Genomic DNA, 24,581 nt, shown 5'->3' on the forward strand with positions numbered 1-24,581 from the left:
ACAATGAAAGTAACACTGGAATACAGATAGGGAGTTATACAATGAAATTAATTATTGCCGAGAAACCAGATCAAGGTTTGGCTCTTGTTTCACAGTTTAAATATCGCCGGAAAGATGGTTATTTAGAAGTAGAAGCAAATGAGTTATTTCCAAATGGAGCGTACTGTACATGGGCAATTGGTCATTTGACGCAGTTATGTAATCCAGAACATTATCATGCAGAGTGGAAAAAATGGTCACTTAATACGTTACCGATGATTCCAGAGCGTTTTCAATTTGAAGTAACAAAATCAAAGTATAAGCAATTTAACGTTGTGAAACAGCTGTTACATAATCCTCAGGTAACAGAAATTATTCACGCGGGCGATGCTGGACGTGAAGGGGAATTAATCGTACGAAACATTATTAATCTTTGTAACGTGCAAAAGCCGATGAAGCGCTTATGGATTTCGTCTTTAACAAAGCAAGCTATTTATCAAGGATTTAAAAACTTGCTTGATGAATCAGACACGATTAATACGTATTACGAAGCATACACAAGATCTTGTGCTGACTGGGTTGTTGGTATGAATGCATCACGTGTGTTTAGTATTTTGTTAAAGAAAAAAGGAATGAATGATGTATTTTCAGCTGGTCGTGTACAAACACCGACACTCGCGTTAATCGTAAAGCGTGAAAAGGAAATAGAAAACTTTAAGTCAGAGTCGTTTTGGGAAGTATTTGCAACCTTTAATATTGAAGGCAAGAAGTATGAGGGGAAATGGGAGAAGGATAGTGAATCCCGCTTAAAAGACCCTGATATGGCGAATAAAATTGTGGCATTTTGCCAAGGAAAACCGGCGGTAGTAAAGGAAATGAAAACGGAGCGTAAAGAATTTCAGCCTCCGCTTTTATTTAACTTATCATCACTACAGGCAACGGCAAATAAAGCATTTAAATTCTCACCGAAAAAGACGCTTGATATAACGCAAGCACTATATCAAAAAGGAATTGTCTCTTATCCTCGTTCAGATTCCAACTATGTTACACAAGGTGAAGCGGCAACATTCCCTGATATTTTACAGAAGTTAAGTCAGTTTGATGAATATAAAGGTTTATTACCAGCTCCGGTTGAATCGATTATGAATAATAAGCGTTATGTGAATGAAAAGAAAGTAACAGATCACTACGCCATTATTCCGACAGAGCAAGTTACAAACCCAAGCAAATTATCAGGTGATGAAAAGAAAATTTACGATATGATCGTAAGAAGACTGATTGCCGCTCATTATGAAGTTGCAATCTTTGACTATACAACGATTGTAACGCTTGTAGATGAACGTGCTGAATTTATTTCAAAAGGAAAACAGCAAATTCAAGAAGGATGGCGTAAAGTTATTTTCCAAGACGATAAAGATGACGAAACCATTCTTCCAATTGTAGCTGAAGGTGAAGAAGGAAAAGTTGTAAAGGTGAAAGTGAAAGAAGGAAAAACACAACCACCGAAGCGTTATACAGAAGGACAACTTATTACGTTAATGAAAACAGCTGGTAAGTATTTAGAGAACGAAGAGCTTGAGAAAGTATTAAAGAAAACAGAAGGTTTAGGTACGGAAGCAACTCGCGCTGGAATTATTACGATGCTGAAAGACCGTAAATATATAGATGTGAAGAAAAACCAAGTGTATGCAACCGATAAAGGAAAAGTATTAATTACTGCAATCGGTGATAAAATACTGGCTTCACCAGAAATGACAGCGAAATGGGAGCAGCGCCTTGCGGAAATTGGGGAAGGTACAGCATCACCAGCAACTTTTATGGAACAAACGAAAAAATTATCAGCTAAAATTATTGAAGATGCGGTTGAAATGTCTGAGAAGTGGGATTTCACCGGATTACATGTTGAATCGATTGAGCGAAAAGGATCAAAATTTACAACAGGTAAAAAGGTTGGTAGCTGTAAAAAATGTGATGGCGACGTGATTGATAAGTCAACGTTTTACGGCTGTTCTAATTACAACACGACACAATGTGACTTTACCATTTCGAAGAAGATATTAAGTAAAACAATTTCGCAAAAGAATATGACAAAGCTTTTAAAAGGTGAAAAGACCGATTTAATTAAAGGCTTTAAAAAGGGCGAGAAAACATTTGATGCGAAGTTAGAGTGGAAAGATAATAAGATTAATTTTGTGTTTGAGAATTAAGTTGTCAACAAATAAAAAAGTCCTTTACTTAGATGAAGTGAAAGTTATTCACAGTACAAGAAGGTATATGTTTAGAAATGAAGTTACTTGTTAGATTATATGGGAAAAAGCATGACAACTTTATGTCATGCTTTTTGTTTTTACAAAAATGGTTCATTCGCTAAGGGTTTTGATGTGTTAGGTGAAAACTTATTACACTAGAGAAAAATTTAAATGATGAATCTTTTTTATATATTGTAAAATACGTATTTAGTATAAAAAAATAAACAAACGATCAGTCTATAAAATGCTAATTTGGGCAGATGTCTGAAGACTTATATATAACGTTAATTTTTTGTTTCTAAATAATATTTTTCAGAACACAAAAGTGAGTGATTACTCACTTTTGTGTTGACTTTAATATTTGTGTTTCTTATAATAAGTTCAGTGAGTGATTACTCACTTTTTTAAAAGGAGGAATAGAATTGTCAAATCCAATTTTTGATACAATACTTGCTCAAGGTCTCATAAAAGGTAAGACAGAAAAGCAGCAAAGGATTATTGAGACAACGATTAAATTGTTTGCTGAGAAAGGTTATGCTAATACATCGACAGCAGAGATAGCAAAAGTTGCAGGCGTATCCGAAGGAACAATTTTTAAGCATTATGGAAAGAAAGACCAATTATTACTTTCTGTTATTTTACCGTTTGTAAATGACTTTTTCCCGAACATGGCTAAGGAATTGATAGAGGAAACTATGTTAGAACAGACAACATCTTTTGAGGAGTTTTTACGCAATTTATTGAAAAATAGGGTTGCTTTTATTACGGAAAATAAAGAAATATTTCGAGTCATTGTTAAGGAGATTATTTATAAAGAAGAATTGAAAAAAGAGCTAAAACCATACTTTATAAAACATGTTCCTGTATTATTTGAAAATTTTGAAAATATTGTAGAACAATTCAAAGAGCAAGGAGAGCTGATTGATCTTCCAGCTGATCGAATCTTAAAGATGTTATTTACCTTACTGGCAGGATTTTTTGTTTCTCGTTTTGTACTCATGGAAAATCACATTATTAGTGAAGAGGAAATTGAGGATGTCGTTCAATTTGTTATGAACGGGATAAAAAATAAGTAGTCTGTCGAGTAACACGAAGTGTTAGTACGAAAATAAAATTAAACATGAAGGGAGCTATTCATATGCCTGTCATACAGATTGATAATTTAACAAAAGATTATGGTCATAATCGCGGCGTATTCGATGTTTCGATTAAGGTAGAAAAAGGTGAAGTGTATGGCTTTTTAGGACCGAATGGAGCCGGGAAGACGACGACAATTCGGCATATTATGGGTTTTTCTCGTCCTCAAGTCGGAAAAATCTCTGTAAATGGAATGAGTAGTTGGGAAAAAGCAAGCGAAATTCAAAAGGATCTTGGTTACTTACCAGGTGAGGTAGCTTTACCTGAGTCGCTGACAGGAACAGAGTTTATTGCGATGATGGCAAAATTGCGTGGAATCAAAGATATGACATATACCAATTATTTAATAGAAAAATTTAAGCTAGATGCATCCGGTAGTTTGAAACGTATGTCGCTTGGTATGAAGCGAAAACTAGCGATTGTCACTGCTTTTATGCATGATCCAGCAGTACTAATTCTTGATGAACCAACGAGTGCTCTCGATCCGATTATGCAAAAGGTGTTTATTGAATTTATTAAAGAGGAAAAAGCAAAAGGAAAAACGATATTGCTTTCAAGTCATATTTTCAATGAAATTGACGCTACATGCGACAAAATTTCTATTATTAAGGATGGTAGATTAATATCTACTTTTGTTGCAGACGATTTGCGCCATAATGAGGAGAAAACGTTTAAAGTGGAATTCAGTTCAAAAGAAGTGTTCGAACGTTTTAAAATTGAAGTATCTTCTCATAAAAAAATAAATGTACTCTCTCTCAAATCTCATGAAAATCAAGCAGAACTACGTGTGAATGATGCGGATATAAACGATTTTATCGCTTTCATAAGTGATTATGATTTGAGTTTTTATTCTGAAATCAAGTTTACGCTTGAAGATTATTTTATGAAGTTCTATGATCGTAATTCTAAAAATGAGGGAGGAGGCGAGCAAAGTGCCACTAATTGAGATAAACAACATGACAAAAGATTATGGAGACGGACGGGGAATTTTTGACGTCAGCCTCTCAATTGAAAAAGGGGAAGTTTTTGGTTTTGTCGGTACGAATGGAGCAGGTAAAACTACAACAATCCGTCATATGATGGGATTTTTAAAGCCGCAAAGCGGGAACGCAACGATTAATGGAATGGATTGTTGGAAAGATTCCGCTGAAATCAAAAAAATGATTGGCTATATACCAGGAGAAATTGCATTCCCAGATGCGCCAACAGGAACCGAATTTTTGAAAAGACAAGCCGAATTATTAGGTCTAAAAGATATGTCTTATGCGGAATCCATTATTAAAAAGCTACAGCTTGATCCTACTGCTAATTTAAAAAGAATGTCAAAAGGTATGAAACAGAAGACAGCCATTGTAGCTGCTTTGATGGCTGATCCAGATATCTTGATTTTTGATGAACCGACAACGGGTCTTGACCCACTTATGAGAGCGGAGTTTATAAGTATTTTGGATGAACAAAAGAAAAAAGGAAAAACAATTTTCATGTCGAGTCATATGTTTGATGAAGTCGAACATACCTGCGATAAGGTTGCCCTTATAAAAGACGGGAAAATTATTGCTGTTAAATCGACAAAAGAGATTAAGTACAATCAGGAAAAGGCTTATAAAATCGAGTTTAATTCACATGAGGATTATAAGCTGTTTTTAGCAGAGCCATTTGATTTTACGGAAAAACGTGGATCTCAAAACCAAGTAATTGTAAATGTGCATGACCGTCAAATTAATACACTACTAAAAACGTTAAAAGGTTACAATATCAAGTTCATTACAGAAATTAAGTATACACTTGAGAAATATTTCAATAGTCAGTATTAAAAAGGAGAGAAAGCTATGTTTAGTAAAGCTATTTTCAAACAAACATTAAAAGCTAATTTTAAACTATGGATCATATTCACAGTCATAACTAGTGCTATGCTAGCTGTTATGATTGCCGTTTTTGAACCAACTACTCTAACTGGTATGACAGATATGGTAAAAGGGACACCACTTGCGGATATGATGAAAAATACAACGTTCCTTGGCATGCTTGCTTCTACTTTTTACTCAATGCATGGTGTCCTTCTACCAGTCATATTTATTATGATGACAGCCAATAGTCTCATTGCTTCTCAAGTAGATAGAGGATCAATGGCTTACTTACTGTCGACACCTACAAAACGAAGTACCGTTGTTAGAACTCAAGCTTTATATTTAATTACATCACTTATCATGATGTTTGTAATCGTAACTGGTGTTGGTCTAGCTGCGATTCAAATTTTCCAAGGCAATGTAGATATCAATATTTCTGATTTTATTATGCTTAACGTAGGTTTATTCTTATTAATGTTTGCAACTAGTGGTATTTCTTTCTTTTTCTCTTGCCTGTTCAATTTATCAAAAAACTCATTAGCTTTAGGAGCAGGGATACCAGTTGCATTCTTTCTATTCCAACTGATGGGGCAAGTAAGTAAAAGTCTTGAAAAGATGAAGTATTTATCATTGAATACGTTATTCGATACAAGTGCAATTCTGAATGGAGATAGTGTAGCAATTCCATTTATTATTCTTATCGGTGTAGGTATAATACTTTATGGATTTGGGATGAGAGTCTTCCAGCAAAAAGATTTACCGCTTTAAAATTTAACTAGATGAATAAATTCACTTTACTTATTTGTTAATGAGAAATGAAAAAATTAATAAAGAAAAGTAATAATTAATGGAAACAGATGGCGTTCCCTGAATAGTGGAAGGCCATCTTTAGGATATGGAATTAATTAATAAGCATTCTAATTTCTGTTTTTAAATCTTTCTGATTCAAAGAGAAATGATAGCAACATTAGAAGAGATATGACTTACTAAATTATTTAATAAAAGAACAGTTTGATTTGGAGCCGCCGAGAAATAATACAATCATTACAAGTGCTTTCAACAAACAAAAGGTTCTATAACAGATTAGGTTTGGAAAAATATATGGATAAAAAAGCATGACAATTTATGTCATGCTTTTTTATTTTATAATTACAGTTTTTTCGGTACTATCACTAAAAATCATTTAAAAAGCTAGTGTTAACTAGGATATTAATATCATCTTTCTCATTTCTTTTATATAAAGGGGAGATAAGAAGATAAGAGGAAAACTGAAAATATGCAATAAAAATATCATCTAAAATAATAAATTTTTATTGTAAAACGATAAAAGTTATATTGAAATCAAAATCATAATAAATAAGTGTGGTGCTTTTTATGGAAAAGGTAACAACTTTATTTTTTAAAATTAGAGGAGGTATAAATATGGACATTAACAATTTGATTATTGAAAATATGGATAACCCTCATGAGTTGGAGAAGATGTATAGAAAAGACCCGAAAGCTTTTAGAAAGTCATTCTCACAAGCGTGGGATGAAAATCTTGATTCGCAGGTTCTAGCTGCTTGGTATGAAAGATTACATTTCAAGGAGACGGCAAATAAAGAAAAAGTATCGCTGTTTCAAAAAGGTTTCTTATTCATGGGCATGCTAGCTATTTTAGCAGGGCTAAGCACGAGAATCATTTTCCACTTTGTTGAGCAGGAAGCAATTGCTCCAATTAACTTGGCTTTTGGTGTAATTCCCTTTATCGCTGCTTATTTTGTTTACAATAATACTCCGAAAAAAAGTATTATTTATTCCCTTGCAGCGTTGTTCCTAATTTCCGGGTTGTATCTCAATATGTTGCCATTAAATTATAAAGACAGCAGTATCCTTGCGTATTTACATCTTCCTATATTGCTATGGGTCTTATTGGGACTTGCGTTTACGGGAAATGAATATTCAAAAGGCAGTACAAGATTAGCGTATATTAAATTTAATTTAGAATATTGCCTTCTCTATGCGAGCATGGCAGTGAGTGGAATGATACTAGCAATATTCACCATGCGATTATTTAGCTTTGTTGACTTGGATATAGGAGAGTTCTATTTTAGTAATGTTGTTTTATTTGGAGCTGCCGCTCTCGCTGTAGTGGCTGCATACTTAGTATCATTGAATTTTAAACTTGCTAAAAATATTACGCCATACATATCTAAAATTTTTAGTCCGCTTGTCTTGATCACATTGTTTATTTATCTTATAACGGTAATTTGGGTCGGGAAAAATCCATTCTTGGATCGTAATTTTCTAATGGCCTTTAACGGAATACTCCTTGGTGTATTGGCTGTTACTATATTTTCTATCGTTGAGAGTGATTCAGACGAGAAAAAGAGCATTTCAGATTATATAAATTTCGCCTTAATTGTTCTGGCACTTATTATTGACACTGTAGCATTGTCAGCCATCGTATTCAGACTTTCTTCTTACGGTATTACACCTAATAGACTTGCTGTTTTAGGAGTAAACATACTGATTTGGGCAAATCTCATTTGGATTATGTTTTCCTATATGCGTTTCTTGCAAAACAAATCAGGACCGACAGCTATCCAAGATGCTGTTACGAAGTATTTGCCAATCTACGGACTTTGGGCAGCTTTCGTTATATTTACGTTTCCTTTAATTTTTAATTAGAAAGGAACTGTTAATGTAACGACAAATTAATTCTTCTATAACGTATAAAATGCTTAGAGCCGATAATGATCGTTCATTATATAATTTCTCGACAATAAAAAACGTCCTATAGCAGGACGTTTTTTATTATGTATATTGCTTCTTCTTCTTAATAAGTAACAACACCTGTGAAACACAAGCAAGTACTGGTAGCTCAATTAACGGTCCAATAACGAGTGCAAGTGCAATAAGAGGCTCATTTGGAAAAGCTGTTACAGCAATAGCAAGTGCAACAGGTGAGTTTCTTGCTAACGTTGTTAAGTTTAGACTTACTGTATCTTTATAAGATAAACGCATAACGCGCCCGATAAATTGTCCTAGTACAAAATTAATGATGAAGAACAATAGAACAGGAATGAGTAATAATAAAACGACATTCATATTTTGTAGTAAATATTTACCTTGTGATGCAAACATTGCTACGATTGCTAAACTTAAAAATACAATTTGGGCAGAGCTGAAAAACGGAATGAGTTTATTCTCGAGCGTTTCAGCTTTTTTCAGTTTATTCATAATGAATTTTGTAGCGTGTGCAAGTAAAAATGGTAAGACGATTACGATAACAATACTTTCTACTAAAACAGAAACCGCTACAGTCTTCATAACACCAGCGAATAAAAATAAATAAATGGGAAGGAGTAGTACTTGTAAAATTAAATTTACAGGTAAAATCGCAGTAGAAAGTGCTACATTTCCTTTCGCTATTTCAGTAAAGATTAAGTACCAGTCTGTACACGGAGTAACCATTAACATAATAAATCCAACCCAAAGTGCGGGATGATCTGAAAGAAATAGTGCACCTAATCCCCAAGCGAGTAAAGGTGTCCATAAGAAGTTAATAGTAAGACTTGTTCCCGCAAATTTTAAATTGCGGAATCCGTTTTTTATTTCTTTTAATGGGATGCTGAGGAATAATCCATACAGCATGAAAAATAAGAAGGGGACAATAAATTGCTCTGAATACATATGAATCAAATGAAATTGTCCGAGTACGATGCCGCATGTAACAGCAAAAAGAATAATAAAAGTTTGAATCTTTTCTACAGTGCTCATGAGTAAATCCTTTCTAAATATGAATTTTCCTCTCTAATTTTATTATACAAGTAATAAAGTCGTATTTGGTGTTCAATTGTATTTTAGTAAATGTTTTTAATTTGAGATTTATTTTTTTATTAAAAGTTACTTGACTAAAGTAAGTTGCTATATTACAATCGCTTACATAAGGTAATTAAATAACAAAAAGTTTTTTGTATCTTTACTTAAGGTATCAATTGGAACTTTTTATCCGACTTTAATGGGCAGTAAGACCCCCATCTCAAAATTCAGCGAAAGCAAAGAAATTAGGTGGGGATCAACTGCCCATAAAAGTCCGATTGGTTCAACTAATAATCAGTGGGGGATGAAGACCCCCACTGATTAAAGTTTCACTTTATTAGAATAAGAATTTTTGTGATGATGAATAATGAATATGATAAGAAAGTTTAGGTGAAGAAAATGGGATTATTTAGCTCGTTATTTGGTAAAAAAGAAGAAAATACAAAAGTAGAGGGGAATAAAACAATGTCAAAAGTATTATTTGTAAAAGCAAACGATCGTCCAGCGGAGCAAGCAGTTAGTTCAAAAATGTATGAAACATTTGTAAGTACTTATAAAGAAGCAAATCCGAATACAGAAATTACAGAGTTAGATTTATTTGCATTAGATCTTCCTTATTACGGAAATATTGCTATTTCAGGTGGATACAAACGTAGCCAAGGTATGGAGTTAACAGCTGAAGAAGAGAAGGCAGTTGCTACAGTAGATCAATATTTAAATCAGTTTTTAGAAGCTGATAAAGTTGTATTTGCGTTCCCATTATGGAACTTTACAGTACCAGCACCATTAATCACATATATTTCATACTTATCTCAAGCTGGAAAAACATTTAAATATACAGCTAATGGCCCAGAAGGTTTAGCTGGTGGTAAGAAAGTAGTTGTGTTAGGTGCTCGTGGTTCAGATTACTCTTCAGAACAAATGGCTCCTATGGAAATGGCAGTTAATTACGTAACAACTGTACTTGGATTCTGGGGCATTACAAATCCAGAGACTGTTGTAATTGAAGGGCACAACCAATATCCAGATCGCTCACAACAAATTGTTGAAGAAGGTCTAGAGAACGTTAAGAAAGTAGCGGCGAAATTTTAATTAATTGATAGTAAAATGGAAAAACCAACATGGATGACCATGTTGGTTTTTTAGTCTATTTTTCATGTTAAAAAATGTATATTTATAAAATAAAAGAAAAGTTTGAAAATAGTATTGCAAAATATTATATAGCAAACTATAATGAGTTCAAGAATAGTTGATACTTAAATTAAATATTCAGAAAATTCAATTAGTTAAAAATGGAAATGACATAGTTTATTTTGAATGGAGGTTATATTATGACGAATAAAGTACCGTTTTCGTTCATAGTTGTTATTGGTTTAATGTTATTTGCACTATTTTTTGGGGCAGGAAATTTAATATTCCCAGCAATGCTTGGTCAATCGGCAGGGGAGAATGTATGGATTGCTAATGCAGGATTTTTAGTAACAGGTGTTGGATTACCATTACTAGGTGTACTAGCATTTGGTTTTTCGGGTAAAGATGATTTACAGTCATTAGCAAGTCGTGCTCACCCAGTATTCGGGATTGTGTTTACAACAGTTTTATACTTGGCGATTGGCCCGTTATTTGCAATACCAAGAACAGGAAATGTTTCTTATGAAATTGGTCTTAAACCGTTTATGCCAGAGGGATTAGGTTCTACACCTTTAATTCTTTTCACAATTGTATTCTTTAGCATCACTTGTTTTTTTTCGCTAAATCCTGCGAAAATTGTCGATATTGTTGGAAAAATCTTAACGCCAATTAAGTTAACTTTCATCGGTATTTTAGTAATCGTTGCTTTTATTCATCCGATTGGAGAAATGCAAGCACCAGTTGAAGCTTATACATCACATGCATTCTTTAAAGGGTTCCAAGAAGGATACTTAACGATGGACACGCTTGCATCATTCGTATTCGGAATCATCATCATTAATGCAATTAAAGAAAAAGGTGCAAAAACGAAAACACAAATTATGGTCGTTTGTGCAAAAGCAACAATCATTGCAGCATCTATTTTAGCAATTATCTATACAGCACTTTCTTATATGGGTGCTTCAAGTGTTGCAAAGCTTGGACATTTAGAGAACGGCGGAGAAGTATTAGCGAAAGTTTCTAACTACTATTTTGGATCATATGGCGGAGTATTATTAGGGTTAATGATTACAGTAGCTTGTTTAACAACTAGTGTGGGACTTGTATCAGCATGTTCTTCATTCTTCCATAAGTTATTCCCAAATGTTCCTTACAAAGCAATTGCAATCACGCTATGTATATTTAGTGCAATTGTTGCAAATGTAGGATTAACACAATTAATTGCAGTTTCTGTTCCAGTATTAACAGCAATTTATCCACTAGCAATCGTATTGATTTTCTTAACATTCTTCCATTCATTATTCAAAGGAAGAGCTGAAGTTTATCAAGTGAGCTTAACTGTAACATTTATTATCAGCTTATTCGATGGATTAAGTGCAGCTGGAGTTAACGTTGAAGTAGTAAGCCAAGTGTTCACTAAATTCCTTCCGATGCAGGAAGTAGGATTAGGCTGGATCTTCCCAGCGATTATCGGTGGATTTATCGGATATGGCATTAGCGTTTTAAAAGTAAAAAATCAAATTCAACCAGCGGCTAGTGCGAATAAGAAAATAGGTTAAATAAAAAAGTTATAGAACTTGTTTCTATAGCTTTTTTTGTTACTATTGATAATGAAAGAAAATAAAGTAGTAGGGGAAATAAAATGAAAAAAACAATTGATCATATCGGCATCGCAGTTCGAGATATAGATAGTACGATACGTTTTTATGAAAAAGTGTTGTCAGGAACTTTAATAGATCGTTACGTAAGTGAAGCGCCTGGTGTTGAAAGCGAAGTAGCCATTCTTGAAGTGGAGGGAGATAGAATTGAATTGCTTGCGCCGACGAATAATACGACGTCGCCAATTGCCAGATTCATCAAACAAAAAGGTAAAGGTGTACATCATGTTGCATATCGAGTAGATGATTTAGATGTAGCTTTAGAAGAGTTAAAGGAGCAAGGCATTCGAACGTTAGAGCATACACTTCGAATTAATAAACACGGCAGAAGATTAATTTATCTTAACCCAGCGGATACAGAGGGAACAATCATTGAGTATTGTGATTATCCGGAAGAGAAGTAGAAAAAGATATTTTTAAAAAGATGTTACGTAATAAAGTAACATCTTTTTATTTATGTATTTCACATTTTCTTCACAAATGATTCACGATAACTTTTCTTCTTCAGGAACTTACATAAATATATTTTATGATATAATAACAATCTACTTTAAAAATGTAAGCTGTATCTATGAAGGTAGTTACTATTGTATTAGAAGTTTAGCGATGAGAGACAAACAAAGAGTTATACCGTATAGAAGATTATATTTAATAAGGTTAATATTTCGCCGAAGAATAAAACCTGAGAATTTTAAGGAATGAAAGTATAGCGATGAGGAAGAAAGAAGTGAAATGATTGTGAAAGTAATGAAAAGGTTAGGGGCATGGCTATTCATTGCATGTGTGCTTATTATATTGATACCAAAAAGTGCATCTGCTCATGCGTACATTGTGAAATCAAACCCTGCTGAAAATGAAACGTTGAAGAAAGCACCAGCTGTTGTGCAAATTGAATTCGATGAGGACATACAAGTCTCAAGTTTTAATACATTGTATGTGAGAGATACATCAGGTAAAAGGGTCGATTTAAAAGATGCTCATATTGATAAAAAAAATAAAAAGCTATTAGAAGCCGGATTAAAAGAGAATCTCAAAAACGGTCTCTACTCTATTCAGTGGAAAGTGATTTCAGCTGATGGCCATCCAATTCAAGGAGTTATTCCATTCCGTATTGGATTAGCAGAAGCGGGAGTAGACGATGTAAAGGTAGAAGAGATGGGGTATGTCCCGCAAATTGATATGATTATGGAACGTGGAATTTTATATACAAGTTTCTCACTATTTATAGGAGTTCTCTTCTTTAATCTTATTATGTATAAGGGTAATGCAACCTCGGTACGATCAAGGAGTAAGAACATAATATGGATTTCCTTATTTGGGATATTGATTAGTTTGTTATTCAATCTACCACTACAAGCGAAAATAAATGCGGATGTTTCATGGCTAGAAGCATTCAATCCTTTACTATTAAAAGAAACGCTACAGCTTTCTGTTTTTAGTTATGTATGGGTTACTCAAATGACTCTTATTAGTTTGCTTATAATCGTTACGTATTTTGCGATGAGGCGTGAGAAACTTTCGTCGTTTAAAGTATGGAGTATTCCAATAGTATTGTTTATCGGGATACTTGTTATGAAAGCATTTAATAGTCATGCATATGGTTTAAAGTTTAAAGACATTGCTGTCGTTATGGATTTTCTACATTTATTAGCAGCTTCATTATGGGTTGGTGGTCTATCGTCCATTATTCTTCTTTTACGTAAAGAGGATGACAAGTGGCATATGTATTGGGATATGATTAAGCGTTTTTCACCGTGGGCAACATGTGCTGTCATTGTGATTTTAATAACAGGTCTTTTTAACAGTACATTTTTTATTCCAACAATCCACTCGTTATTTGATACGAAGTATGGATTAGCTTTATTAGCAAAGGTGCTTTTATTCATTTTCATGGGGATATTGGGAATTATTCATTATGTGAAAGGGAGAATGAGAGTGGAGCAAGGATTAGGTGCTACGGTGAAAGTAGAGTTTATCATTGGAATTATCATTTTCGTAATCGTAGCTTTTATGACAAACGTACAAACACCACCTATGCCTCCTACTGGACCTTTTACAGAGAGTAAACAATTAGATAATGGATATGAAATGACGCTAAATGTAAGTCCTAATAGAGTAGGACAAAATATATTCCATATTACTTTAAAGGATGAGAACGGACAACCTGTTACTGATATGGAACAAATTATATTAACTACGCAATCGTTAGATATGAATATGGGAAAAGGATCATTTAAAGTTTCGGCAGTTTCACCGGGAGAATATGAAGCAGAAAGTATGTATATTAACATGACAGGCAACTGGAATATACAAGTACATGGATTAACAAAGTCTCTTGATAGCTTTGATACGGATTATAAATTTATTGTAGGTGGCAGATAAAGAGACGTTATAGATGAAAAGGAGCTAATAGAAAATGAAACGCATAAAAAAATTAGGAACAACAATGATCGCAACAGTAATTGCAATGGGAATTTTTTCGTTACCTGTTAGTGCGCACGTTACTGTAAAGCCAGCAACTTCTGACATTGGTTCTTGGGAGACTTACACGATAAAAGTACCAGTTGAAAAGAATGTAGCAACAACAAAAGTTACACTGAAAATACCGTCTGGTGTGGAATTCCAACAGTATGAACCAGTGCCAGGGTGGAAAATGGAAGAACAAAAAGATAATGTTGGAAAAGTGAAAACTGTAGTATGGGAAGCAACAGGAGAAGGGATTTTACCCGGTCAGTTCCAGCGATTTACTTTTGTCGCTAAAAATCCGGATAAAGAACAAAAAATAGCTTGGGATGCATATCAACAATATAAAGACGGAGAAATTGTTGAATGGACAGGCGATGAAAAAGCTGAAAAACCACATTCACTTACTACAATTGCAAAAGGTACGTCAGTAACAGGAGAACATGGTGAAGTATCTAATGTAGAAAAGAATGAAGGTACTAGTAAAATACAAGTAATAGCGATAGTCTTATCTATTTTAGCGATTGTATCGTCGGTAGGTACGTGTGTTTTTGTAGTACGTCGTAAAAAGTAAGATATAAGAAAGAGCCTACAAACAGTAGGCTCTTTTTCATATTTATTTCACTTCAACCTGCGGCCTTACAGCAAGTGCTTTTGGCTTTATATTTACGAAACAAATACTCACTACAATAAATAATAGTCCGATGAATAAGCTAATAGTAATGGCCTCATGTAAGAAAATTGAACTTACAATAATAGCGATTAGTGGAATAAGAAATGTATAAGCCCCAACTTTACTTGCTTCACCAGCTCCAACGAGTGTAAAGTAAGCAAGCCACCCCATTGCAATAACAAAGAATGAAATAAAGAGTAGTACACTAACAAATGGCATACTCCAAGCAATACTAGACCAACTTTCAAATTCTGAGCCAAATCCGACTAAACAAAGACCGCCGATAAGCAGCTGAATTGTTACCATCCAAATGGCGTTCACACGGTGACCAGTTTTCTTAATAAATACTGTTCCAAGTGCCCAGCCAATCGCACATCCTAATGCAAGAAGAATTCCAATGACAGAAATATGTCCAGTTAAACTACTAGAGCTAATCACTCCTACACCAATAAATCCAAGTACAAGCCCGAAAATTTTTAAACCATACATTGATTCTTCAAGCCATATCCAAGAGAAAATACCAAGTAAAACAGGTTGTAAAAATACGATAGCGGAAAATAAACCAGCAGGCATATATTGAAGACCTACAGTTTGTAACCCGTAAAATATAATGATGTTAAGTAAAGAAGAAATAACGTATAAATGCCAAGTTTCTTTTAAGTGTAACTCTTTGTATTTCGGTAATGCGAACAGAAGTAAAATGAATCCTCCAATTAAAGTGCGAATGCCTGCAAATAAAACGGGTGGTGTATAATGCAGGGCAAACTTAGATAAAGGCCAATTGATTCCCCACATGAAAACGAGAAAGGTAAGGATTATGGCCGTCTTAGTTCGAGAAAGCTGTGTCACTGTAAGACCTCCTTGTTGTTATTCATTTCACTATGATATGATATCGACTGTAATAAATAAAATGAATCTTTTTTATGAGGAGTATAAGTGATTAGTTATGACCATTACACAACTACAAGTATTAATAAAAACTGTTGAGTTAGGTAGTTTTACGAAGGCTGCTCGGGTGTTAAATATGACGCAGCCAGCTGTAAGTCATGCGATTTCAAGTATAGAATCAGAGTTAGGAGTTACGATTCTTATACGGGATAAACGAAAAGGGTTACTCGTTACGGATGTAGGAAACAGAATTCTTGTACATATTAGAGAGATTTTGAGCAGTGTAGAGAAGATTGAACAAGAAGTTGCAATGGAGAAAGGGCACGAAGTTGGGACGATTCGAATTGGGAGTTTTCCGAGTGCTTCTGCACATTTTTTACCGAAAATGATAAATCATTTTAAGGAAAAGTATCCGAACTTAGAAGTCGTTCTTTGTGAGGGAACGATTAAGGAAGTTGAAGATTGGTTAGTATCGAGGGTTGTTGATATAGGAATTGTTATTTTGCCTAATAAAGAGATGGAGATTGTCCCATTAACGAAGGGGAAAATGGTTGTTATTTTAAGAGAGGATCATCCTCTTTGCAAGAAGGAAGCTATTACAATTCGTGATTTGGAGAATGAACCGATCATATTATGTAAGGGTGGATACGAACCCCCGATTATCGATATGTTTAAACAATCAAACGTACCACTCCGAGCTGAGTATGTAATTTCGACAGTTACGACAGCTTTAAATATGATTCAAGAAGGATTAGGTATTGCAATATTAGCTGAATTATCTTTAACGAATTTACCAAAAAATGTGCAAACGAGAGAATTAGAACCACAAGTATGGAGAGAAATTGCTTTAGCTGTTCCTTCATTAAAGGATTCTTCAATCGCTGTGCAGCTATTTATTGAAGAATTTCAAGCGCTATTTGCAGAATAAAAAGAGGTGTCTCATATATCGTAATGGGACACTTTTTAATTTGCTTATAAAAAATCTATGAAAAGGATTGACTTATCTTTTAGTTGTAACTATAATGATTACATCGAGGTGGTGATCACGATGAAAATTAGTAGCCGCTTTTCCATAGCTGTTCATATTTTATCTATTTTGAAAAACAATCCATCTTCACTTTGTACTTCAGACTATATGGCTGAGAGTGTCAATACAAATCCAGTAGTCATTCGTAAAATTATGTCGTATTTGAAACAAGCTGGCTTTGTTTACGTAAATCGTGGACCGGGTGGCGCGGGATTACTAAAGGATTTACATGAAATCACATTGTTAGATGTGTATCATGCAGTGAACGTAGTCGAAGAAGATAAGCTATTTCATATTCACGAGAAACCGAATCCAGATTGTCCAATTGGAGCAAATATTCAAGCTGTATTAGAAGTCATTTTGATTCAAGCGCAATCCGCGCTGGAAGAAGTTTTGAGAAATATTACGATGGGTCAATTGTTTGAATCGTTGCAAGAAAAAATGCATGCTTAAATCATATTTATATTTTTTTTATCATTAATGTAACTAATGTGATTACAACTAAAAGAAAGGTGTAAAAGTTATGACTGTAAAAATGAAAGTATACTCAGATTTTATATGTCCGTTTTGTTTTTTAGCAAAAGGTCCATTAGATGAGGTAGCGAAAGAAAAAGATGTAGAGATTGAATGGATGCCATTTGAGCTGCGTCCAAGTCCATATTCAAAAATAGATCCATGGAATGAACCAGAAAAATTAGGTTCATGGGATGCTTTCATTCTTCCGACAGCGAAGAAGTTAGGAATTGAAATGCGCTTGCCACGTGTTTCACCACATCCATATACACATTTAGCTTTTGAAGGATGTCAATTTGCGAAAGAACGTGGACTAGGTAATGAGTATCATCACCGCGTATTCACAGCGTTTTTCCAAGAAGAGCAAAACATTGAAGATATTGATGTGTTAACAAAATTAGCGGTAGAAGTAGGTCTTCCTGAAGCCGAATTTAAAGATGCTTTAGTAACTCGTAAATATAAAGAAAAGCATCAAGAAGCAATTCAGCACGCATATGAGGAAGCGAATATTATGGCTGTTCCAACTGTCATGATTGGAGATGAAGTCATTCAAGGGCTTGCTAGTAAAGAAACACTAGAAAGGGTCATTGATAAAGAAATTGAAAAGGATAAAACAAATTCATTTGAAGGTATGCAATGTAATACCGATGGATATTGCTAATTCGCTTGTTATGAAATAACAAAATAGATCATAAAACAAACATTTGGAGGAATTAAAATGTCAGCAACTACAACAAACTTAAAAGAAGCAATCGTGAACCGCCGTTCGATTCGTAAAGTAACAAAAAATGATGCAATTACGAAAGAAAGAATTGAAGAAGTGTTAAAAACAGCTTTACACGCACCAACATCTTTCAATATGCAAAGTGGTCGTATGGTTGTATTAATGGATGGAGAGAATGGAAAATTTTGGGATATTGTAAAAGAAACATTAAGAGCCCGCGTACCAGCAGAAAACTTTGAAGCGACTGTAGAAAGACTAAAAGGTTTTCATGCAGGTGTAGGGACTGTACTATTCTTTGAAGATCAAGCAACTGTAGAAAAAATGCAAGAAAACGCACCATTATATAAAGATCAGTTCCCATTCTGGTCTCATCAAGGAAATGCAATGTTACAACATACTGTGTGGATGTTATTATCTGCTGAAGGAATTGGGGCGTCATTACAACATTACAACCCAATCGTAGATGCTGAAGTGAAAGAAACTTGGAACATTCCAGCTGAGTGGAGCTTAGTAGGTCAAATGCCATTTGGTGAACCAAACGAACAACCAGCAGAAAGAACGTTCTTGCCTACTGAAGATGTAGTGAAATTTTATTAAGAAATACAATATGTAACGAGAAGGAAGCTGTGCTTAAAAACAGCTTCCTTTTTTGTAGTGGTGTTAATTTATGCGCATTTAGGGAAGAAATATAAGAAATAATCCGTTGAGAAGGGAATTAGGAAAATGAATGATGAGAAAAAATATACAGTGGTAGGTACTGATGTTGAGGAAGTAAAGCGTTTAAATAAAAATTCAGGGTTAACGTATAATCAAGTGAAAGAAATGTTAGCAAAGCAAATGCAAAAAAAGAAGTAATTAGATTGAAATCTTTCATTTTTTCATTTAGCATTTTGATTGGAGAGAGTTAAGTAAAAGGTAACTCTCTTTTTCGTATAAAGAAGCACCTTATAGAGTGGAGGAAGCAACATGAAGAAATGGGTAAAGGTAACGCTGTCTATCGCTGGAGGCATTGTTTTATTAGCGTGTGCTGGCGGATATTACGTATATAAAAATTATTTTCCAAAGGAACCTGAGCGTATCGTATATGATAAAGATAGAGTGTTAAAACCGATACATAACCAGTTAAAAGGAATTAACATAGAAAATGTAAAGATAAAAGAAAAAGAAGTCGTAAATGCGACTATAGATGAGCTTCAAAAAATGATTGATGATGGAAAGTTGTCATATGAAGAATTAACGAGTATTTATCTTTTTAGAATACAAGAACATGATCAAAATGGAATAACATTAAATGCTGTTACAGAGATAAACCCTAATGCGATGGAGGAAGCAAGAAAGTTAGATCAAGGGCGAGGTAGAAATAAAAAATCGAATTTATATGGTATTCCTGTCATTGTAAAAGATAATGTACAGACGGAAAAAGTGATGCCGACTAGTGCAGGAACGTATGTGTTAAAAGATTGGATTGCAGATGAGGATGCGACGATTGTGAAAAAGTTGAAAGAAGAAGGTGCTTTTGTTTTAGGAAAAGCGAATATGTCTGAGTGGGCAAATTATTTATCCTTTACAATGCCTAGCGGATATAGCGGGAAAAAAGGACAAAATTTGAATCCGTATGGTCCGATTACGTTTGATACATCAGGATCAAGCTCTGGATCTGCTACAGTAGTTGCAGCAGATTTTGCACCGCTTGCAGTCGGAACAGAAACGACAGGATCGATTGTAGCACCTGCAGCGCAGCAATCAGTAGTTGGGTTACGTCCATCACTAGGTATGGTGAGTAGATCAGGCATTATTCCATTAGCTGAAACACTTGATACAGCAGGACCGATGGCAAGAACGGTAAAGGATGCTGCAACGTTATTTAACATAATGGTAAGTTATGATGAAAAAGATGCAATGACAGAAAAAATGAAAGATAAAGAAAGAATGGATTATACGAAAGACTTATCAATAGACGGTTTGAAAGGGAAAAAAGTAGGAGTACTATTTTCAATAGATCGACAAGATGACAATAGAAAAGAAGTAGCACAAAAGATAAGAAAAGACCTTCAAGATGCAGGTGCAATATTGACTGATGATATTCAGTTAAACGCTGAGGGTGTAGATAATCTACAAACATTAGAATATGAATTCAAACCTAATGTTAACGATTTTCTTTCAAAGCAAAAAAATGTACCGGTAAAATCGTTAGAAGAGATTATAGCGTTTAATAAAAAGGATAGTAATAGACGAATAAAATATGGACAAACATTAATTGAGGGATCTGAAAAATCTGCTATAACGAAAGATGAGTTTGAAAAAGTAGTGCAAACGAGTCAAGAAAATGCAAGAAAAGAGCTAGATAGATATTTAGTAGAAAAAGGTTTGGATGCTCTAGTTATGATTAATAACGATGAAGTTCTTCTATCCGCTGTAGCTGGCTATCCAGAATTAGCGGTGCCAGCAGGATATGATAACAATGGAGAGCCAGTAGGTGCAGTGTTTGTCGGGAAGCAATTCGGTGAGAAGGAACTGTTTAATATTGGATATGCGTATGAGCAGCAGTCTAGAAATAGAAAATCACCTAAATTGTAAAAGGTTAAACGAAAAAAAGAGCTCAACTGAAGTAAGTAGGTGGGCTAATATAAATAGAATCTAACAATATAAAAAGAAAAAAAGGATTCTTCCTAATTAGTAAGAAAGATTGTCTATAGAAGTTCATAAAATGTAATATATTCAATTTCCATCCATTGAAGGGGGAGGTTAAATTTTAATGAATGAAGTGAAAAATTTTTTTCGAAGTAGAGGGTTTCAACGGTTTCTCGTTTTAATAATAGTAGCGCTTGTATTATATGGATTAAAAAGTATGATTAATTTAATATTAATTACGTTTATACTGACATTTTTAATGGATCGATTTCAACGTTTTATTTCAAAGAAATTGAAAGTGAATCGGAAAATTGTTATTGCCTGTTTGTATATCATATTAGTTTCCTTTATTGGCACGACATTGTATAAATATTTACCTGTGCTAACGATACAAATTTCTCAATTGATTTATCAATTTAAATTGTTCTTTCAAAACCCGCCTGATAATGAAATTATTAAATATGCACTTTCGACAATTAACGGAATGGAAGTATCAAAGTATATAGAACAAGGTGTAGATGTTATCTATCAATCGATAGCAAATATAGGGAAGGTAAGTTTACAAATATTATTGTCTCTCATATTAAGCTTATTTTTCTTATTAGAAAAAGAGCGTATTATTACATTTACTTCTAAATTTAAAGAGAGTAAGCTAAAGATTTTTTATGAAGAGATTGCATATTTTGGCGAAAGGTTTGCAAGATCATTCGGTAAAGTAATTGAAGCGCAGTTTTTAATTGCGGTTGTAAATTGTATTCTTACTGTTATTGCATTAATTGTTTTAGGATTTCCGCAGCTTCTCGTATTAGCTGTTATGATTTTTCTACTAGGGTTAATTCCGGTTGCAGGTGTGATTATTTCTTTATTTCCACTTTGTATCATTGCTTATAACGTAGGAGGAGTTATATATGTAGTATACATACTCGTGTTCATAACAGTCATCCATGCTCTTGAAAGTTATTTTTTAAATCCGAAGTTTATGTCTGCGAAAACAAATTTACCAATCTTTTATACATTTATGATTCTCATCTTTTCTGAACATTTCCTTGGAATATGGGGGCTTATTATCGGGATACCAATCTTCATCTTCTTATTAGATGTACTTGATGTAAATAATGAGGAATCGATTAAAAAATAGAAAATAAAGTAAAAAGCAATCCAACAAATTTTGGATTGCTTTTTGCATATATCATTAAAGAACAGGAGCCATTGTTTCTTTCAACACTTGAACAGAGTGATCGAATTTTAATTCTTCGTCTTCACTTAATTCTACTTCTAAAATTTCACGAACACCGCCGCGATTTAAAACAGCAGGTACACCGATATACACATCTTTTTGACCATATTGACCTTCTAAGTAAGCCGATACAGTTAATACACTATTTTCATCATTTAAAATCGCTTTAGTAACACGTAGAAGTGACATACCAATACCATAATAAGTTGCACCTTTTCGCTCAATAATATGGTAAGCTGCATCACGAACGTTTATGAAAATTTTGTCTAAATCTTCTTGATTATACGTGTTGTCTTTTTCAAGCAGTGTTTGTAGTTTTTGAATACCTACTGATACGTGGCTCCAAACTGGAAGTTCAGTATCGCCATGTTCGCCGATAATATAAGCGTGAATGTTGTGTGGACCAATATTGAAGTACTCACCTAACATATAGCGGAAACGAGCAGAATCAAGTGTTGTACCAGAACCAATTACGCGCTCTTTCGGTAAACCAGATTCTTTCCAAGTTACGTAAGTTAAAATATCGACAGGGTTAGTTGCGATTAAGAAGATACCATCGAAGCCGCTATCCATAATACTACGAACAATTTGTTTAAAGATTTTTGCGTTTTTCTCAACTAAATCTAAACGTGTTTCGCCTGGTTTTTGTGGTAATCCAGCCGTAATGACTACAAGATCAGCATCTTTACAATCTTCATAGCTACCTTTCCATACTCTAGTTGGAGCTGGCGCGAATGGAACAGCATGACTTAAATCCATTGCTTCCCCTTCAGCTTTTGCTTCGTTTACATCAACTAAAACAAATTCTTCAGCCACAGCTTGATTAATCATACAGTAAGCATAACTACATCCAACCGCTCCTGTTCCTACTAGTACAACACGGTTAATCCCTTTTTTCATTTCAAAATTCCTCGCAATTTCATTAATTTTATTATGTAAGATAATACGTCTTACTTCTATAGAGTCATATCTAGTTTATTACATTTTATAAAAGATATTCAAGTAATTGAAAATGTATCCGTGCAATTCTTTGCATGAAACATAGGAAGTAAGTTAATCGAATATAATGCAATAAAATCCTTTATTGAAGGGGAAAAGGGCATGATGCAGCCATTAACGATGGAAAGAATGCTTCATATTATTAATGTGGGGCTCGTTAAAACAAAGAATCCAAAGCATATTATTATTGCTGGTGCAGGGATTTCAGGTTTAGTTGCAGCATCATTATTGAAAGAAGCAGGTCATAACATAACCATTTTAGAAGCGAATAACCGAATAGGCGGAAGAATATATACGATGCGTGAACCGTTTAGCAGAGGTTTATATTTTAATACAGGGCCGATGCGAATTCCTGAAACACACGAGTTAACTTTAGCATACATTCGTAAATTTAAATTACCGTTAAATCTTTTTATAAATAAAACCGCTTCAGATATTATTTATACGAATAATATTAAAACGAGATTGAGCATCTTCGAAAAAAATCCAAGTATACTTGGATATCCAATTTTGGAGAGCGAAAAAGGTAAAACAGCAGAAGAATTAATGTTGGCAGTATTAGAACCCATACTAAATTTTATAAAGAAGGATCCTAATAAAAACTGGCTTATCGTTGAAAAAAAGTATAAAACGTATTCGCTCGGCACATTTTTAACTGAATATTATTCAGACGGTGCAATAGACATGATCGGGGTACTTCTTGATATGGAAGCTTATATGGGAATGTCTTTAATTGAAGTATTACGTGAAATGATTTTCTTTACTTCAACGACGAAATATTATGAGATAACAGGTGGCATGGATGCATTACCAAATTCATTTTTACCAGATTTAAAAGATAATATTTTTATGCCGTATAAAGTAGAAAAAATTATACAGGAAGATAATAAGGTAATGATGCAAGTAACAAATGAACGAACGTTACATTCGTTTATGGTAACAGGCGACATTGCTATTGTCACAATTCCATTTTCAGCGTTACGATTTGTAGAAGTTCAACCATACCATTTATTCTCTTATTTTAAAAGACGAGCAATTCGTGAATTAAATTATATTGCTGCAACGAAAATTGCGATAGAGTTTAAAAGTAGATTTTGGGAGAAAGCGGGACAGTGTGGTGGTAAATCTATTACAGATTTACCTATACGTTTTACATACTATCCGAGCTATGGCATTCATACTCCAGGACCAGCTATCGTTATAGCAAGTTATACGTGGGCAGATGAGGCATTAACATGGGATAGTCTCTCGCAAAGAGATCGTATTCGTTACGCATTAAAAAATTTAGCGGAAATATACGGTGACATCGTCTATAGTGAGTTTGTCACTGGAACCTCTTTTAGCTGGAGTCAAAATCCGTATTCTTGCGGCGCATTTACAGCGTTCGAACCGGGCCAAGAGCTCGAGTTATTTCCGTATATTACACCACCATCTGGGAAAGTACATTTTGCAGGAGAGCATACGACATTAACACATGGATGGATGCAAGGAGCAATAGAGTCTGGGATTAAAGTTGCGTATGAAGTAAACGAACAGTGAAGATATATTTACAAATCACGACTCTTTTAATAAAATAATAAATATAAATCGTAATTATTACGCTTTGAATACGTTTGAAATA

The 24,581-nt window shown here is 34.1% G+C and carries 22 protein-coding genes; 19 read left to right on the forward strand and 3 right to left on the reverse strand.

Going from position 1 to position 24,581, the window contains the following annotated elements:
• Positions 1–41 precede the first annotated feature (41 nt).
• From topB to MR083_RS00275, 6 genes are all read left to right on the forward strand, one after another.
• Positions 42–2,186, forward strand: coding sequence for a DNA topoisomerase III (topB, locus tag MR083_RS00250; RefSeq protein ID WP_242268211.1), 2,145 nt, complete (start codon positions 42–44; stop codon positions 2,184–2,186).
• Positions 2,187–2,650: 464 nt separating this feature from the next.
• Positions 2,651–3,304 carry a TetR/AcrR family transcriptional regulator gene (locus MR083_RS00255; RefSeq protein ID WP_242268213.1) on the forward strand — a complete coding sequence of 218 codons (654 nt, stop codon included), beginning with the start codon at positions 2,651–2,653 and terminating at the stop codon, positions 3,302–3,304.
• A gap of 62 nt (positions 3,305–3,366) precedes the next feature.
• Positions 3,367–4,311, forward strand: coding sequence for an ABC transporter ATP-binding protein (locus MR083_RS00260; RefSeq protein WP_242268214.1), 945 nt, complete (start codon positions 3,367–3,369; stop codon positions 4,309–4,311).
• On the forward strand, positions 4,298–5,179 hold the full coding sequence (locus MR083_RS00265) for an ABC transporter ATP-binding protein (protein WP_242268215.1): 882 nt from the start codon (positions 4,298–4,300) through the stop codon (positions 5,177–5,179). The genes MR083_RS00260 and MR083_RS00265 overlap by 14 nt, the downstream gene beginning before the upstream one ends.
• Positions 5,180–5,194: 15 nt before the next feature.
• The gene (locus MR083_RS00270) at positions 5,195–5,980 is read left to right on the forward strand and encodes an ABC transporter permease (protein WP_242268216.1); all 786 of its coding nucleotides are present in this window, start codon (positions 5,195–5,197) and stop codon (positions 5,978–5,980) included.
• A gap of 654 nt (positions 5,981–6,634) precedes the next feature.
• Positions 6,635–7,882 carry a DUF4153 domain-containing protein gene (locus tag MR083_RS00275; protein ID WP_242268217.1) on the forward strand — a complete coding sequence of 416 codons (1,248 nt, stop codon included), beginning with the start codon at positions 6,635–6,637 and terminating at the stop codon, positions 7,880–7,882.
• Between the two features lie 126 nt (positions 7,883–8,008).
• On the opposite strand, the gene MR083_RS00280 is transcribed toward MR083_RS00275, so the two are convergent.
• Positions 8,009–8,974, reverse strand: a complete 966-nt coding sequence (locus MR083_RS00280) for an arsenic resistance protein (RefSeq protein WP_000108721.1) — start codon at positions 8,972–8,974, stop codon at positions 8,009–8,011.
• Between the two features lie 441 nt (positions 8,975–9,415).
• Here MR083_RS00280 and MR083_RS00285 point away from each other — a divergent pair, with 441 nt between their 5' ends.
• The 5 genes from MR083_RS00285 to MR083_RS00305 all read left to right on the forward strand — a co-directional run bounded on the left by MR083_RS00285 (position 9,416) and on the right by MR083_RS00305 (position 14,842).
• Entirely contained in the window at positions 9,416–10,108 is a 693-nt protein-coding gene (locus MR083_RS00285; protein ID WP_000522524.1) for an FMN-dependent NADH-azoreductase, read from the forward strand.
• Positions 10,109–10,347: 239 nt separating this feature from the next.
• Positions 10,348–11,706 carry a branched-chain amino acid transport system II carrier protein gene (gene brnQ / locus MR083_RS00290; protein WP_242268218.1) on the forward strand — a complete coding sequence of 453 codons (1,359 nt, stop codon included), beginning with the start codon at positions 10,348–10,350 and terminating at the stop codon, positions 11,704–11,706.
• 83 nt (positions 11,707–11,789) lie between these two features.
• The gene (locus MR083_RS00295) at positions 11,790–12,209 is read left to right on the forward strand and encodes a VOC family protein (RefSeq protein WP_000750843.1); all 420 of its coding nucleotides are present in this window, start codon (positions 11,790–11,792) and stop codon (positions 12,207–12,209) included.
• 328 nt (positions 12,210–12,537) lie between these two features.
• Positions 12,538–14,187 (forward strand): copper resistance CopC/CopD family protein, encoded by a 1,650-nt coding sequence (locus MR083_RS00300; protein WP_242268219.1) that lies wholly within the window; start codon positions 12,538–12,540, stop codon positions 14,185–14,187.
• A 34-nt stretch (positions 14,188–14,221) separates the two neighbouring features.
• The gene (locus tag MR083_RS00305) at positions 14,222–14,842 is read left to right on the forward strand and encodes a YcnI family copper-binding membrane protein (RefSeq protein WP_242268221.1); all 621 of its coding nucleotides are present in this window, start codon (positions 14,222–14,224) and stop codon (positions 14,840–14,842) included.
• A 42-nt stretch (positions 14,843–14,884) separates the two neighbouring features.
• Here the strand turns inward: MR083_RS00305 and MR083_RS00310 are convergent, their stop codons facing one another.
• Positions 14,885–15,790, reverse strand: a complete 906-nt coding sequence (locus MR083_RS00310) for a DMT family transporter (RefSeq protein WP_139867695.1) — start codon at positions 15,788–15,790, stop codon at positions 14,885–14,887.
• Between the two features lie 97 nt (positions 15,791–15,887).
• Here MR083_RS00310 and MR083_RS00315 point away from each other — a divergent pair, with 97 nt between their 5' ends.
• The 7 genes from MR083_RS00315 (at position 15,888) to MR083_RS00340 (ending at position 21,862) form a co-directional block, all read left to right on the forward strand.
• Positions 15,888–16,757 carry a LysR family transcriptional regulator gene (locus MR083_RS00315; RefSeq protein ID WP_046646894.1) on the forward strand — a complete coding sequence of 290 codons (870 nt, stop codon included), beginning with the start codon at positions 15,888–15,890 and terminating at the stop codon, positions 16,755–16,757.
• Positions 16,758–16,877: 120 nt separating this feature from the next.
• Positions 16,878–17,309 carry an Rrf2 family transcriptional regulator gene (locus MR083_RS00320; RefSeq protein ID WP_000704072.1) on the forward strand — a complete coding sequence of 144 codons (432 nt, stop codon included), beginning with the start codon at positions 16,878–16,880 and terminating at the stop codon, positions 17,307–17,309.
• A gap of 70 nt (positions 17,310–17,379) precedes the next feature.
• Positions 17,380–18,030 (forward strand): DsbA family oxidoreductase, encoded by a 651-nt coding sequence (locus tag MR083_RS00325; RefSeq protein WP_000216684.1) that lies wholly within the window; start codon positions 17,380–17,382, stop codon positions 18,028–18,030.
• Between the two features lie 57 nt (positions 18,031–18,087).
• Positions 18,088–18,690, forward strand: coding sequence for a nitroreductase family protein (locus MR083_RS00330; protein WP_242268223.1), 603 nt, complete (start codon positions 18,088–18,090; stop codon positions 18,688–18,690).
• Between the two features lie 126 nt (positions 18,691–18,816).
• Complete coding sequence (locus MR083_RS27815; RefSeq protein ID WP_000997344.1) at positions 18,817–18,948, forward strand: hypothetical protein; 132 nt, start codon at positions 18,817–18,819, stop codon at positions 18,946–18,948.
• Positions 18,949–19,059: 111 nt separating this feature from the next.
• Positions 19,060–20,670: an amidase family protein gene (locus tag MR083_RS00335; protein WP_046646895.1), complete on the forward strand. Its 1,611-nt coding sequence runs from the start codon at positions 19,060–19,062 to the stop codon at positions 20,668–20,670.
• 178 nt (positions 20,671–20,848) lie between these two features.
• Positions 20,849–21,862 (forward strand): AI-2E family transporter, encoded by a 1,014-nt coding sequence (locus tag MR083_RS00340; RefSeq protein ID WP_001006583.1) that lies wholly within the window; start codon positions 20,849–20,851, stop codon positions 21,860–21,862.
• Between the two features lie 54 nt (positions 21,863–21,916).
• Here the strand turns inward: MR083_RS00340 and MR083_RS00345 are convergent, their stop codons facing one another.
• On the reverse strand, positions 21,917–22,861 hold the full coding sequence (locus MR083_RS00345; protein WP_000715326.1) for an L-lactate dehydrogenase: 945 nt from the start codon (positions 22,859–22,861) through the stop codon (positions 21,917–21,919).
• Between the two features lie 201 nt (positions 22,862–23,062).
• Between MR083_RS00345 and MR083_RS00350 the strand changes: the two genes are divergently transcribed.
• Entirely contained in the window at positions 23,063–24,499 is a 1,437-nt protein-coding gene (locus MR083_RS00350) for a flavin monoamine oxidase family protein (RefSeq protein WP_242268225.1), read from the forward strand.
• Positions 24,500–24,581: the final 82 nt, after the last annotated feature.

Origin of the sequence: Bacillus cereus group sp. BfR-BA-01408 (assembly GCF_022663305.1) — a bacterium.
GTDB classification, from domain to species: Bacteria; Bacillota; Bacilli; order Bacillales; family Bacillaceae_G; genus Bacillus_A; species Bacillus_A pacificus.